We start from the raw sequence: 14025 nt of genomic DNA on the forward strand, positions 1-14025 counted from the left end.
TGACGACTGGGGCTGCTGGGGGTGGGGACGGCGTCAGCCGCCCGGGTTCTCCATCCGCCCGGCGACGACGGCCTCGGCGATGGTGGCCGTCTCGGCCTCGGTGAGCCGGTGGGTGCCCTCGGCGGTCGCCGTCATCACCACCGGGTAGATCCGCCGGGTCAGATCCGGTCCACCGGTGGCCGTGTCGTCGTCGGCGGCGTCGTAGAGCGCCTCGACGGCGAGCCGGGTCGCGTCGTCGACGGACAGGCCGGCCCGGTAACGCTTCTTCAACGCCGACTTGGCGAACAGCGAACCGGAGCCGATCGCGTCGTAGCCGGTCTCCTCGTAGGGGCCGCCGGTGACGTCGAAGCTGAAGATCCGCCCGGCCCGGGCGGGATCCCGGGCAGCCAGGTCGAACCCGGCGAACAGCGGGACGACCGCGAGCCCCTGCATGGCGGCGCCGAGGTTGCCGCGGATCATCGCGGCGAGCCGGTTGGCCTTGCCGTCGAGGGAGAGCATCGCGCCCTCGATCTTCTCGTAGTGTTCCAGCTCGACCTGGAACAGGCGCATCAGCTCGATGCCGATGCCCGCCGTGCCGGCGATGCCGACAAGCGAGTACGCGTCGGCGGGGTGCACCTTCTCGATGTCGCGCTGCGCGATCAGGTTGCCCATGGTGGCCCGGCGGTCGCCGGCCAGCACCACGCCCCCGGTGGCCGAGATGGCCACGATGGTGGTGGCGTGGGGTGCCAGGTCGGCGGCCATGCCCGGCGGCAGCGGCCGTCGGCCGGGCAGCATCTCGGGGGCCACCCTGCTCAGGAACGAGGTGAAGGAGGACGTCCCCGCGTTGGTGAACACATCTGGTAGACGCCCGGATGGATCAAAGCCCGCTGCCACGTGGTTCCTCTCAGGTACGTGATCGCCCTGGCCAGCCTCGTGGGACTGTCACGGAACTGGCCAAGACCACCGTTGCAGTTGAAGCAGAGTATCCCGCGCACCCATCCGGTGCGGTGATCGTGGTCCACATGTTGAGGATCTTCCGCCAAGCAGACGGCACAGACGCCGCCCTGCTCGGCCAGAAGCTCGTCGAACTCCCGCTGCCCGATCCCGTAGCGGCGACGCAGGTGGTACTCGCGACTGCCGCCGTACAACCGGAGCTTGCTCTCCTTGCCCTTCTCGTTGTGGCAGGGCTTGCTGTATCGGCCGTAGCCGCCGCGCCCCGACCGGTTACGGGGAAAGTCGGCGAGCGCTTTCGTCTCACCACACGTCGGGCAGCGCCGGTGGCCATCCGGAACCACAGGTGGTTGGCGAACCTCCCGGCCGTGCTTCTCCCTCGTCCGCTTGGCATAGCTCACCTTGGAACGCAGGTTGAAGCAAGGCTTGCAATAGCTGCCCCGGCCATCGGGCCGACGGCTGTTCGCGCAGAACTCATCGAGCGACTTCCACTCGCCGCAGTCCCGGCAACGACGGTGTCCGTCTCGATCGTCGAGCGGATAGGGCATGTCCGATTTAACCCGCTATGCCCTATTCACCCCCTTTCTGCACATAGCCACGCACAAATTCTTCGGCGTTCTCCTCCAGGACCGAGTCGATCTCGTCGAGCAGGTCGTCGACGTCCTCGGTGATCTCGGCGTGCCGTTCGGCGACCTCGGGGTTGACCTCGGTGGTGACGTCGTCGATCTCCTCGGCCTGGTGCGACTTGCCCGACTGGGTCTGGCCGCCCTCTTGTGAAGCCATCTCGCTGCCTCCTCCACGATCGTCTGCGATGAACTTACCTCGCGGAGGCGACGAAAAGCCCGCCGCGCGCCGGCATCCGACGCACGACGGGCCACCGTCACCGGTCGGGTCAGCCGCCGGTCAACGTCTCCAGCAGGTCCTTGGCGGTGTCGCACCTGTCGAACAGCGCGCCCACGTGCTTGCGGGTGCCTCGCTCCGGTTCCATCATCGGCACCCGGACCAGCGACTCCCGGCCCACGTCGAAGATCACCGAATCCCAGCTCGCCGCGACCACCTCGGAGGCGTACTGGGCCAGGCAGCGGCCCCGGAAGTAGGCCCGGGTGTCCTCCGGCGGCTCGGTCATCGCCCGGCGGGTCTGCTCGTCGTCCAGCATGGTCTTCATCGAGCCCCGGGTCACCAGCCGGTGGTAGAGGCCCTTCTCCGGCCGGACGTCGGAGTACTGGAGGTCGACCAGTTGGAGCTTGTGCGAGCCCCAGCCCAGCTTCTCCCGCTCCCGGTAGCCCTCCAGCAGCCGCAGCTTGGCCACCCAGTCCAACTCGTCGGCGCAGAGGAACACGTCCCGGCCCAGCCGGTCCAGCACCCGTTCCCAGCGCTCCAGCACGTCCAGGGTCTGCGCGTCGGCGTCCGCGCCGTACCGCTCGTCCACGAAGGAACGGGCCCGCTCGTAGTAGGCCCACTGGAGGTCCAGGGCGGTCAGTCGCCGGCCGTCACGCAGCCGCATCCGATGGGTCAGGGACGGGTCGTGGCTGACCGCCCGCAACTCGGCGACCGGGTCGGCGATGCCCAGGTCGGCACCGAGCGCCTTCTCCTCGATCATGGTGAGGATCAGCGCCGTGGTGCCCACCTTGAGATAGGTGGAGATCTCCGACAGGTTGGCGTCGCCGATGATGACGTGCAGCCGGCGGTACTTGTCGGCGTCGGCGTGCGGCTCGTCGCGGGTGTTGATGATCGGCCGCTTGAGGGTGGTCTCCAGCCCCACCTCGACCTCGAAGAAGTCCGCCCGCTGGGAGATCTGGAAGCCGCTCTGCCCGCCGTCCTGCCCGATGCCGACCCGGCCCGCGCCGCAGACGATCTGCCGGGTCACGAAGAACGGCGTCAGGTACGCCACGATGTCGGCGAACGGGGTCTGCCGCCGCATCAGGTAGTTCTCGTGGGCACCGTAGCTGGCACCCTTGTTGTCGGTGTTGTTCTTGTAGAGGTGGATCGGCTGGGTGCCGGGGATGGTGGCCGCCCGCCGGGCCGCCTCGGCCATCACCCGCTCCCCCGCCTTGTCCCACCGCACCACGTCGAGGGGGTTGGTCACCTCGGGTGTGGAGTATTCCGGGTGGGCGTGGTCGACATAGAGCCGGGCACCGTTGGTGAGTATCACGTTGGCCAGGCCGAGATCCTCGTCGGCGAGCGCCTCCGCCGGGTCGTAGGCGGCCCCGGAGTAGGTGAACCCGCGGGCGTCGCGCAGCGGCGACTCCTCCTCGTAGTCCCAGCGGGCCCGGCCGCCCCGGTTGAGTTCCGGGCGCGCGCCGTACGCGTTGACCACCTGCGACGAGGTGACCATCGGGTTCGCTCCGGCCTGGCCGGGCACGGAGATCCCGTACTCGACCTCGGTGCCCATGATCCTTCTGACGCTCATCGACCTACCCGCTCCGCTCGCCTCACCCGGTCCGCCGTCACGTCGAGCGTAGTCCGCCTCACCGGGGAAGGGGGCACGCCGCCTCGGCCGGGTCGGGTGTCGCCGTCTCCGGGGTCGGCGGGGGCGGCTCGTCGGAGGGGGCCACGTCGCACTCGGGGACGGTCAGCGGCACCCAGCTCAACCGGTGCCGCAGCGCGGGTTCGTCGCGCAGCATCCGGTGCACCCGGCGCTCCCCCTTGGGATCGGAGGTGATGAACCGGACCGGGCCGGCCACCCGGCGCACGATGATGTCGGTGCGGTCCGGTTCGAGGAACGGCAGGCTGTAGATGCCGGGGTCGGTGGCGGCGGTGGTGCCGTGCAGCGCCGACAGGCACAGCGAGATGAGGTAGGAGCGCACCGGCCCCCGGTCGATGACCAGGGTGGTGGTCCCCGGGACCTCCGGGTAGCGCTGCTGGGCGTCGGCGCACACCCAGGCAACCCGGGACGGCAGGGTGAGGTCCTGGTGGACCCAGCGCTGCGCCCAGGTCTGCTCGTCGACCACCAGCAGGCTGCGGTGCCAGCCGGTGACGCCGCACAGCGCCACCGCGACCGTCATGGTGAGGGCGGCGGCGAGCACCCCGGCCGTGGTGCTGCCAACCCCGCGCCAGCTCAGGCCGGGCCGGGGCACCGGCAGCAACCGGACCACCGCGGCGGTGCCGACGATGAGCAGCGCGGTGGCCAGGTGGGTGCCCTTGACGAAGTAGTAGCCCGGTGCCACCCCGGCGTTGGTGTTGATCTGCGCGATGGTCAGCGGCAGGGCCACCCCGACGACGCCGACCAGCAGCCAGCGTCGCCAGGCCGGGTCGGTGCGGGCGATCTGCACGAGCAGGGCCACTCCGACGATCCCGCCGAGCCAGATCAGCGCCCGCCAGCCCTCGACGGCCTGGGACGAGCCGATGACCAACGCCTCGGTCTGCCCGGCCCGTAGCACGCCGAGCAGCGGGGCGATCAGGGCGAGCGCGGCCCCGGCCAGGCCGACCGTCAGCACGGTGAACCAGCGGCGCAGCGCCTCCCGCCAGTGGGTGAGCACCCAGCACAGGACCAGGACGGCGGCGGCCGGCAGGAACAGGTAGTAGGTGAACCCGACGGCGGCGAGCAGGGCGCACAGCAGCACGACCTGTTCGCGGGTGCCGGGGACGGGCCGGGCGACCAGGGTGGCGATCAGGACGGTGAGGGTCAGCCCGAGCACCTCGGTGGGGTAGCCGGCGTTGAGCAGGCGGGGCAGTTGGGTGCCGAGCACCAGCGCGCCGACGACCACGGTGAGCACGGTGCGGTGCAGCAGGTGGATCGGGCCGGCCAGCCGTTGGGCCGCCCAGATCAGCACGAGGGTGAACAGTCCGAAGCCGGCGATGGTCCAGCCGAAGTAGTGGGCGACGAGGGCGTCGACGCGCGGCCCGGTGGGGGTCAGAAAGCCGTCGAGCAGGGCGGTGACCAGGTGCCAGCCCTGCGGGTAGTAGATGAGCTGGGCGGTGATCTGCTCCCGGGCGGCGGCCGGGTCGACGAAGGTGTAGCCCTCGAGGCGACCCATGGCGTCGAACAGTGCCAGGTGCCGCCAGTTGTCCTCGCCCGTGCCGAGGACGGTGAGCCGGTCGGCGAGGTCGGTGGCACGCTGCCAGGGTTGCCGCAGGTAGACCACCATGGCGGCGGCGCCGGCCAGCGGGAACAGGTCGGCCCAGCCGGGTCGGGGCAGCCGGGGCCGGCGGCGCAGCGCGGCGGCGGCGAGGGCCAGCGCGGTGAGGGCGATCCCGGTCAGCGGCACCGGCCGCATCCCCCAGGGCCAGACCGGGAAGACCAGGCCGGCGATCGCGGTCAGGCCGAGCAGCAGGCCGAGCGCGAGCATCAACCGGTCGAGCAGGGTGCGGCCACCGCGTAGCAGGCTGGCTGTGGCGACCAGGACGATCGGCGGGAGCAGCCACTCCCGGTGCAGGGCGTGCCCGGCGAGGGGCACGGCCCAGGCGGCGACGAGGGCGGCCAGCAGGAGGGGTATCCACCGCCAGCGGCGGCCCCTCGGGGCCGTCGGGACGGTGGGGGGCGTGCGATCCAGCGCCGGGGACAGCGGCGGATCGGCGACGGAGAGCTCGGGCGGCACGCGGTTCCTCGGAGTCGACTACGCGGTGGGGGAAGTCTAACGACGAGTCCGGCATTCCACCCGTCCCACACGGGGTGGCGCGGTTAACAGTGGGTGCCGCAGACGCGCGGGCCCGCGACGCATCGCGTCGCGGGCCCGCCCGGTCGGCCGATCAGAGGTACTGGCCGGTGTTGCTCGCGGTTTCGATGGAACGGCCGGCCTCGGTGCCCTTGCCGCCGGAGACGAGCGTGCGGATGTAGACGATCCGCTCGCCCTTCTTGCCGGAGATCCGGGCCCAGTCGTCCGGGTTGGTGGTGTTGGGCAGGTCCTCGTTCTCCCGGAACTCGTCGACGCAGGCGTCGAGCAGGTGCTGCAGCCGCAGCCCCTTGCGCCCGGAGGTGAGGAACTCCTTGATCGCCATCTTCTTGCCCCGGTCGACGATGTTCTGGATCATCGCGCCGGAGTTGAAGTCCTTGAAGTACAGGACCTCCTTGTCACCGTTGGCGTAGGTGACCTCGAGGAAGCGGTTCTCCTCGGTCTCCGAGTACATCCGCAGGACGACCGCGTCGATCATGGCCGCGACGGTGGCCTGTGGCTCGCCGCCGTGCTCGGCCAGGTCGTCGGCGTGCAGCGGCAGCCCGGCGAGGATGTACTTGGAGAAGATGTCCTTGGCCGCCTCGGCGTCCGGACGCTCGATCTTGATCTTCACGTCGAGCCGGCCGGGGCGCAGGATGGCCGGGTCGATCATGTCCTCCCGGTTGGAGGCGCCGATCACGATCACGTTCTCCAGGCCCTCGACACCGTCAATCTCGCTCAACAGCTGCGGGACGATGGTGTTCTCCACGTCGGAGGAGACACCGGAACCACGGGTCCGGAAGATCGAGTCCATCTCGTCGAAGAACACGATGACCGGGGTGCCCTCCCCGGCCTTCTCGCGGGCCCGCTGGAAGATCAGCCGGATGTGCCGCTCGGTCTCGCCGACGTACTTGTTGAGCAGCTCCGGGCCCTTGATGTTGAGGAAGAAGCTGGTGTGCCGGTCCTTGCCCAGCCGCTCGGCGATCTTCTTGGCCAGCGAGTTGGCCACCGCCTTGGCGATGAGCGTCTTGCCACAGCCCGGCGGACCGTAGAGCAGGATGCCCTTCGGTGGCCGGAGCTGGTGCTCCCGGAACAGGTCGGCGTGCAGGAAGGGCAGCTCCACCGCATCGCGGATCTGCTCGATCTGCGACTGGAGGCCGCCGATGTCGGTGTAGTCGACGTCGGGCACCTCCTCCAGCACCAACTCCTCGACCTCGCTCTTCGGGATCCGCTCGTACGCGTACGCCGAACGGGGCTCGATCATGAGCGAGTCACCGGCCCTGATCGCGGTGCCGATCAGGGTGTCGGCCAGGTGGACGATGCGCTCCTCGTCGGAGTGCGAGACCACCAGCGCCCGGTCGCCCGGAGCGCCCTCGGGACCCGCGAGGATCTCCTTGAGCATCACCACCTCACCGACCCGCTCGTAGCCGAACGCGTCGACGATGTTGAGCGCGTCGTTGAGCAGGACCTCCTGGCCGCGCCGCAACTCCTCGGCGTCCAGTGAGGGTGAGACGGCTACCCGGAGCTTGCGTCCGCCGGTGAAGATGTCCACCGTGCCGTCGTCGTGTCGCGCGAGGAAGACACCGTAGCCGGACGGCGGCTGTGCCAGCCGGTCGATCTCCTCTTTGAGCGTCACGATCTGCGCGCGAGCCTCCTTGAGGGTGCTCACGAGCCGGTCGTTGTTCTCGGTGAGCCGCGCCAACTGTGCCTGGGTGGCCGCCAGCCGCTCTTCGAGCTGCCGGACGTGTCGGGGGCTTTCGGTCAACTTGCGCCGCACCAGAGCGAGTTCCTCCTGAAGGAACGCGACCTGCGTGGAGAGATCGTGGGCCTCCTTCTCCCACCGTGCGGCGCGCGAGTCCGCGTCGTCACTGCGTGCCACGTCCCACCTCCCCGGGGGGCTTGAACGTTCTGCCCTAACACTAGCCGCTATGAGGCCGATTCGGTCCCACGCAACGCCCTCGTCACCGAACCTTGATCGCCAGGGACGCCTGAGGGGCAGGTCCGGCCGTTCGGGTACCGTCGGGGAGTGGGACGGGAGAACATGGGGGGTGCCGGGTGACCGACGTCGCTACCGACCAGTTGCAGGTCTGGGTTGACCAGGACCTCTGCACGGGTGACGGGCTCTGCGTGCAGTACGCGCCGGAGGTCTTCGAGTTCGACGTCGACGGCCTGGCGTACGTCAAGGGCGTCGACGGTGAGCTGCGGCTCGCCCCCGGCAGCCGGGTCGACGTGCCGGAACACCTGCGGCTGGAAGTGATCGACTCCGCCAAGGAGTGCCCGGGTGAGTGCATCCACGTGGTGCGCGGCAGCGACGGCGTCGAGGTCGCCGGCCCCGAGGCCGAGGACGACTGAGCCGGGGACGACCGGGCGGCCCCGGGCCGAGGTCGCTCCGGTGTCGCCCACGGCCCGGTCACGGCGTCACAGCAGCGGGCGGCCGACCACCGAGGCGACCAGCCGGGCGAACTCCTCCAGCCGGGCGATCTGGCCGGCCCCGCCGTCGTCGAGGGTCTTGCCGAAGCGCAGCGCGTCGTGCCGGGGCGCGCCGACCATCTCGTCGCCGGGTGGGGCCTCGTCCAGCGAGGTGAGCAGCAGGTAGACGTCGATGCTGTCCACCCGTACCTCGCCGTTCTCGGCCCGGGTGAGCCGCCGCCGGCAACCCACCTCGGTGACCGTGGAGACCGGCACCACCCGCAGCGACGACGTCATCGACCCGGGCGGGCCCTCCCCCGGCGGCACGTCCTCGCCGTGCCAGAGCACCAACCGGCTGCCGTCGCAGACGACGACCTCCTGCCACACTCCGTTGACCTCGTTGACGAAGCGTTCCAGGGTGAAGCCGAGCACCGAGGCGCCCCGCAGCACCCCGCCGAGCGCCTCCAGGGCGATGTCCGGGTCACGCAGGTAGGCCCGCGCCGCCGACTCCAGGTCCTGGTACGGCGACCAGTCGGGAAACACGGCCGGCAGCTCACCGCCGCCGAAGCCCGGCCGACTCATGCCCACTCCCCGCGGTCACACCGTCGGCCCGCACCGGCCGTCGGGTTCTGCCCGTTCACGCCCAGCCGCTCCGATCCGCCGTCACGGCAGGTCCTGCCCGTCGGCTCCGACGGCCGACGCGGCGGCGGTGGCCTGCGCCGCCGCCTCCCGGGCCGCCGCCGCCTCCCGCAGCGCCTGCTTGCGTTCGGCGTACGCCTCCGCGCCCTTGCTGGGCTTGCGGCGGCGCGGCGGCGCGGTGACGCCCGGAGCGAGCTTACGCGCGGACACCAGGAACGCGGTGTGCGCGATCATCCGGTGGTCGGGCCGGACGGCGAGCCCCTCGGCGTGCCAGTCGCGCACCAGCGACTCCCAGGCCCGCGGCTCGGTCCAGCCGCCCCGCTCGCGCAGCGCCTCGACCAGCTCGGACAGCTGCGGGGTGGTCGCCACGTAGCCGATGAACACGCCGCCGGGCAGCAGCGCCCGCTCGACCATGTCGAGGGTCTCCCACGGGGTGAGCATGTCCAGGATGATCCGGTCGAAACCGGTCTGCGGGCAGTCGGCGACGTCGCCGACGTGCAACCGCCAGGCCGGGTGCGGCGCGCCGAAGAACGCCTCCACGTTGCGCCGGGCGATCTGGGCGAAGTCCTCGCGCACCTCGTATGAGTGCAGCTCACCGCCGGTGCCGACGGCACGCAGCAGCGAGCAGCTCAGCGCCCCGGAGCCGGCGCCGGCCTCCAGCACCTTGGCCCCGGGGAAGATGTCGCCCATGGCGACGATCTGCGCCGAGTCCTTCGGATAGATCACCTGGGCGCCGCGCGGCATCGACAGCACGTAGTCCGACAGCAGCGGACGCAGCGCCAGGAACGCCGTTCCGCCGCCGGCGGTGCTGACCACGCTGCCGTCGGGCTGCCCGATCAGCGCGTCGTGCGCCAGGATGCCCCGGTGGGTGTGGAACTCCTTGCCGTGCTCCAGGGTGACGGTGTGCATCCTCCCCTTGGGATCGGTCAACTGCACCCGGTCACCGGGACGGAAGGGACCCCGGTGCACCGGGGGGAGTTCCGCCACGGCGGTGGACGTCGGTGTGCCGTCGGGGGCCGGGAGGGCGGGGGGATGTGCTGCGGTCACCTGTTCATCTTCCGTGTGGGTTCGAGGACCTGGGCGAGATCCGCGATGTGCAGAACGCCGACCACATCTTCGCCTGACGTCACCACGTACCGCGCGCCCGGGTGGGCCTGCACGGCCGCCATCAGCCGTTCGCCGTCCAGACCGAGGGGCACCGCCGGCAGCGCGGCCAGCGGCCGGGCCACCGCGTCCACCCCCAACCAGGGCCGCCGGCCCACCGGTACGGCCTCCGCCGCCGCCGGGTCGACCAGGGCGACCGGCCGGCCCGCGCCGTCGACCACCAGCACGGCGGACCCGGGTGGTCCCTGCTCGGCGTGCCGGCGCTGCGCCTCGGAAAGCGGCGTGCCGGTGGGGACGGCGACGACCGGACGGACCAGCCGGCCCAGGTCGAGCAGCGGCACCCGGCGGCTGATCCGGGCGTACCGGATCGACTGCCCGGCGCCCCGCCAGAGGGTGACCGCGACCAGCAGCATCAAGGGCAGCGCCAACGGCACCAGCACCCGTTGGACGGTGAGCAGCACGACCAGCCCGACGGTGCCCACCGCGACGGCCCGCCCGACCCAGCCGGCGACCTCGGTGGCCCGGTGCCGGTCGCGGGTGATCCGCCACAGCACGGCGCGCAGCGCCCGGCCGCCGTCCAGGGGCAGGCCGGGCAGTACGTTGAACACGGCGACGATGACGTTGCTCAACGCCAGTTGCAGGGCGAGCTGGTGGGCCAGGGTGTGGTCGGGGGTGGCCAGGGTGGCGGCCACGGCGAGCCCGCCGAGCAGCGCCGAGACGGCTGGGCCGGCCAGCGAGACCAGCAGCTCCACCCGGGGGGTGGGGGCGTCCCGGTCCATCTCGGTGTAGCCGCCGAGCAGTTCCAGGGTGATCCCGCGCACACCGATGCCGTAACGGCGGGCGGTCAGCGCGTGCCCCAGCTCGTGCAGCAGGACCGAGCCGAGCAGCGACACCACGAAGCCGAGGCCGATCAGGTAGCCGCCGAGCGGGGACAGGCCGAGCCGGTCCCGGGCGAACTCGGCGTAGGTGACGGTCACCAGCAGCGTGAGCAGCAGCATCGACACGTTGAGGTGCAGCGGCACCCCGAACACCCGGCCGACGGTCAGTCCGCTGCGGGGCCGACGCGGCGGGCGGGGACGGGACTCCACCGCCCCGATGCTACGCGCCGACCCGATCATGCCCGGTGCGGCGAGCACGACCCTGTCAGACCGGTGTCCTAACCTTCGGGGCATGACGGCGGAACCGGTGATCGACCAGCAGCATCCTCCGGCGGCGCTGCCCGCCACGGTCCGGGCCTCGCTGTCGCCGTCACGGGCGGCCGACTTCAAGACCTGCCCGCTGCTCTACCGGTTCCGCAGCATCGACCGGCTGCCCGAGCGGCCCAGCGTCGAGCAGGCCCGGGGCACCCTGGTGCACGCGGTGCTGGAACGGTTGTTCGACCTGCCGGCGGACGGGCGCACCCCGCAGGCCGCCGGTGACCTCGTCGGCCCGCAGTGGGACCGGCTGGTCACCGGGCAGCCCGAGCTGGCCGGCCTGTTCGACCCGGGCGACGAGCCGGGCACCGCCGAGTTCCTCCGGTCGGCGGCGGCCCTGCTGGAGGGCTACTTCGCGGTGGAGGACCCACGCCGGCTGGAGCCCGCCGAGCGGGAGAGCCTGATCTCCGCGGTGGTCGACGACGAGCTGCTCATCCGTGGTTACCTCGACCGGCTCGACGTGGCCCCCGACGGGGCGTTGCGGGTGGTCGACTACAAGACCGGCGGCGCGCCGAGGGAGGCGTTCGAGGCGCGGGCGCTGTTCCAGTTGAAGTTCTACGCGCTCGTCCTGTGGCGGACCCGGGGGGTGGTGCCGCGGGTGCTGCGCCTGCTCTACCTCAAGGACGCCGAGGTCTGCGACTACTCCCCCGACGCCGACGAGCTGCTGCGGTTCGAGCGGACGGTGGTGGCGCTCTGGCAGGCGATCGAGCAGGCCACCGCGCGGCAGGATTTCCGCCCCCGGCCGAGCCGGCTCTGCGACTGGTGCAACCACCAGGCGCACTGCCCGGCCTTCGGCGGCACCCCGCCGCCGTTCCCCGAGCGGGCCGGGGCGGCCGACCCGTTGCGCGACGCCCGGTCCCGTCCGGCCGCCCCGGGCGCCGACGAGTAGCGCCCGCCGTCACCGGCGGGTGGAGATCGGCTCATCCGTGAGGAGGAGACGAGGTTCACCGTCGGCGACGACCGGACGCCCCGGCAGGCGGCTAGCGTCGCGGTATGACCGAGGGACCCGAGCGGTGGTGGGTGCGCCGGCCGCTGGCCGGTGACGTCCTGTTCGCCGCCGCGCTGGTGCTGGTCGAGGTCGCCTTCGTCCTGCTCACCCCGCGCGAGTTCTGGCCCCGGCAGTTGCCGTCCATGCTGGCCTGGAGCGGGTTGTGCGCGGCACCGGTGGCGCTGCGCCGGGCCGCGCCGTGGCCGGCGGTGGGGGCGGCGCTGGCCACGCTGGCCGTGCCGGCGGTGCTCGGGCACGCCCCGACCACGCAGAGCCTGACGTTCCTGGTCCTGACGTACACGATGGCGGTGCACCGGGCGGCCCTTACGGCGGTGGCGGCCACGGTGCTGCTCTGGGTGCCGGTGGCCGCCCTCAACGTGCTCACCCCGCTGGACACCGGGCTCGACGTCGGTCCGGCGTACCTGGTGCTCAACAACCTGCTCACCGCGTTGCTCGCCTACGCGGTGGGGCGGGCGGTGCGCGCCCGGCGCACCTCGCTGCGGGTCCTGCGGGAGCGGGCCCGGGCGGCCGAGGACAACCAGCGGGCGCTGGCCGAGCAGGCGGTGGCCGACGAGCGGCGTCGGATCGCCCGGGAACTGCACGACGTGGTCGCCCACCACGTCAGCGTGATGGGGGTGCTGGCCACCGGGGCCCGGCGGGTGCTGCACCGGGACCTGGCCGCCGCCGACGAGGCGATCGCCACCATCGAGGACACCAGCCGGGTCACGCTGCGGGAGATGCGCCGGCTGCTGGACGTGCTGCGGACCGACGCGGAGCCCGCCGCCGACCTCACCCCGCAGCCCGGCCTGGCCGGCATCACCGCGCTGGTGGAGCAGGTACGCGAGGCGGGGCTACCGGTCGTCCTGGAGGTCGCGGACCCGGTGCCGACGGTCGACGAGGGTGTCTCGCTGACGGTGTACCGGATCACCCAGGAGGCGTTGACCAACGCGCTCAAACACGCCGGGTCGGCCACCGCGACCGTCCGGCTGGGCGTCGACGGCGGCGGTCTGACCGTGGAGATCACCGACACGGGGCGGGGGCCGGAGCCGGGGCCCGACCGGATCGGGCACGGACTGGTCGGCATGCGCGAACGGGTGGCCCTCTACGGTGGAACCCTGCGGATCGGGCCACGGGCCGGTGGCGGCTTCCGGGTGTACGCGAGAATTCCGGTGGAACCGGCCGGGACGGTCCCGGCGTGACGGGGGAACGGGGACAGCAGATGGGCCAGACGTACGGCAGCCCCCCGTCGTCCGCGCCGGACGGTGGGGCCGCCACACGCCCGCCGGGACGGCCGGTGCGGATCCTGCTCGCCGACGACCAGCCGTTGCTGCGCACCGGGTTCCGGATGGTGCTGGGCACCGAGGACGATCTCGACATCGTCGCCGAGGCCGGGGACGGTCAGGAGGCGGTCGAGCTGTCCCGGCGGCTGCTGCCCGACGTGGTGCTGATGGACATCCGGATGCCCCGGATGGACGGGGTGGCCGCGACCCGGGCGATCGTCGAGGCGCGGTTGCCGGTGCGGGTGCTCATCCTCACCACCTTCGACCTCGACGAGTACGTGGTGGGGGCGTTGCGGGCCGGGGCGAGCGGTTTCCTGGCCAAGGACGTGCCGGCCGACGACCTGGTCACCGCCATCCGGACGGTGGCCGCCGGGGAGGCGGTGGTGGCGCCGCGCATCCTCAAGCGGCTGCTGGACCGGTTCGCCACCGTGCTGCCCGACCCGACGGCGAGCCCACCGAAGGCGTTGGGCACGTTGACCGAGCGGGAGCGGGAGGTGCTCGTCCAGGTGGCCCGGGGGTTGTCCAACGCGGAGATCGCCGCCGCGTTGTCGGTCAGCGAGACGACGATCAAGACGCACGTCGGGCACGTGCTGACCAAGCTGCGGCTGCGCGACCGGGTGCAGGCGGTGGTGCTGGCGTACGAGTCGGGGCTGGTCCGCCCCAAGGCGTAGCCGGGCGGCACCGGATGCCCCTCGGGGCGTACCCAGGGTGAGGCCGGTGGGGGGACGGCAGCGTTGCCGCGCTCACCTACCGTGACGAAAGGCGGCGCGGCGCGGTTGACCGTGTCGTGGCGTCAGATCCTGACGTCGGTGTCGGGGCCCCGCCGCAGGGTGGGGTGGCACGACCGGTCGCCGGATCAGGGACAACCCTGAGCCGTTCTCCGGGCCGAC

Annotated in this window: 13 protein-coding genes; 4 read left to right on the forward strand and 9 right to left on the reverse strand. The window is 72.1% G+C overall.

Annotated elements, in window-relative coordinates:
- Window positions 1-33: 33 nt before the first annotated feature.
- The 6 genes from prcB to arc form a co-directional block, all read right to left on the reverse strand.
- On the reverse strand, window positions 34-873 hold the full coding sequence (gene prcB, locus JQX11_RS08350) for a proteasome subunit beta (RefSeq protein WP_204924403.1): 840 nt from the start codon (window positions 871-873) through the stop codon (window positions 34-36).
- Entirely contained in the window at window positions 792-1478 is a 687-nt protein-coding gene (locus tag JQX11_RS08355) for an endonuclease VII domain-containing protein (RefSeq protein ID WP_204924404.1), read from the reverse strand. Before JQX11_RS08355 ends, prcB begins: the two co-directional genes overlap by 82 nt.
- Window positions 1479-1500: 22 nt before the next feature.
- Window positions 1501-1713, reverse strand: coding sequence for a ubiquitin-like protein Pup (locus JQX11_RS08360; protein ID WP_204924405.1), 213 nt, complete (start codon window positions 1711-1713; stop codon window positions 1501-1503).
- A gap of 109 nt (window positions 1714-1822) precedes the next feature.
- Window positions 1823-3340 (reverse strand): depupylase/deamidase Dop, encoded by a 1518-nt coding sequence (dop, locus tag JQX11_RS08365; RefSeq protein ID WP_363655246.1) that lies wholly within the window; start codon window positions 3338-3340, stop codon window positions 1823-1825.
- Between the two features lie 58 nt (window positions 3341-3398).
- Entirely contained in the window at window positions 3399-5468 is a 2070-nt protein-coding gene (locus JQX11_RS08370) for a hypothetical protein (protein ID WP_204924406.1), read from the reverse strand.
- Window positions 5469-5619: 151 nt separating this feature from the next.
- The gene (gene arc, locus JQX11_RS08375; RefSeq protein WP_088646667.1) at window positions 5620-7401 is read right to left on the reverse strand and encodes a proteasome ATPase; all 1782 of its coding nucleotides are present in this window, start codon (window positions 7399-7401) and stop codon (window positions 5620-5622) included.
- Between the two features lie 176 nt (window positions 7402-7577).
- Here arc and JQX11_RS08380 point away from each other — a divergent pair, with 176 nt between their 5' ends.
- Window positions 7578-7874 carry a ferredoxin gene (locus JQX11_RS08380; protein WP_088646668.1) on the forward strand — a complete coding sequence of 99 codons (297 nt, stop codon included), beginning with the start codon at window positions 7578-7580 and terminating at the stop codon, window positions 7872-7874.
- 66 nt (window positions 7875-7940) lie between these two features.
- Here JQX11_RS08380 and JQX11_RS08385 read toward each other — a convergent pair whose 3' ends face one another.
- The 3 genes from JQX11_RS08385 to JQX11_RS08395 form a co-directional block, all read right to left on the reverse strand.
- Window positions 7941-8513 (reverse strand): hypothetical protein, encoded by a 573-nt coding sequence (locus JQX11_RS08385; protein ID WP_088646669.1) that lies wholly within the window; start codon window positions 8511-8513, stop codon window positions 7941-7943.
- A gap of 81 nt (window positions 8514-8594) precedes the next feature.
- Window positions 8595-9557, reverse strand: coding sequence for a tRNA (adenine-N1)-methyltransferase (locus JQX11_RS08390; RefSeq protein WP_204924647.1), 963 nt, complete (start codon window positions 9555-9557; stop codon window positions 8595-8597).
- A gap of 56 nt (window positions 9558-9613) precedes the next feature.
- Entirely contained in the window at window positions 9614-10705 is a 1092-nt protein-coding gene (locus tag JQX11_RS08395) for a site-2 protease family protein (RefSeq protein ID WP_372444569.1), read from the reverse strand.
- A gap of 139 nt (window positions 10706-10844) precedes the next feature.
- On the opposite strand from JQX11_RS08395, the gene JQX11_RS08400 reads away from it, so the two are divergent.
- From JQX11_RS08400 to JQX11_RS08410, 3 genes are all read left to right on the forward strand, one after another.
- Window positions 10845-11756 carry a RecB family exonuclease gene (locus JQX11_RS08400; RefSeq protein ID WP_204924408.1) on the forward strand — a complete coding sequence of 304 codons (912 nt, stop codon included), beginning with the start codon at window positions 10845-10847 and terminating at the stop codon, window positions 11754-11756.
- A 104-nt stretch (window positions 11757-11860) separates the two neighbouring features.
- On the forward strand, window positions 11861-13054 hold the full coding sequence (locus JQX11_RS08405) for a sensor histidine kinase (RefSeq protein ID WP_204924409.1): 1194 nt from the start codon (window positions 11861-11863) through the stop codon (window positions 13052-13054).
- Window positions 13055-13074: 20 nt separating this feature from the next.
- Window positions 13075-13806 (forward strand): response regulator, encoded by a 732-nt coding sequence (locus JQX11_RS08410; RefSeq protein ID WP_372444570.1) that lies wholly within the window; start codon window positions 13075-13077, stop codon window positions 13804-13806.
- The last annotated feature ends 219 nt before the right edge of the window (window positions 13807-14025 follow it).

It is taken from the genome of Micromonospora humida (genome assembly GCF_016901255.1).
GTDB lineage: Bacteria > Actinomycetota > Actinomycetes > Mycobacteriales > Micromonosporaceae > Micromonospora > Micromonospora wenchangensis.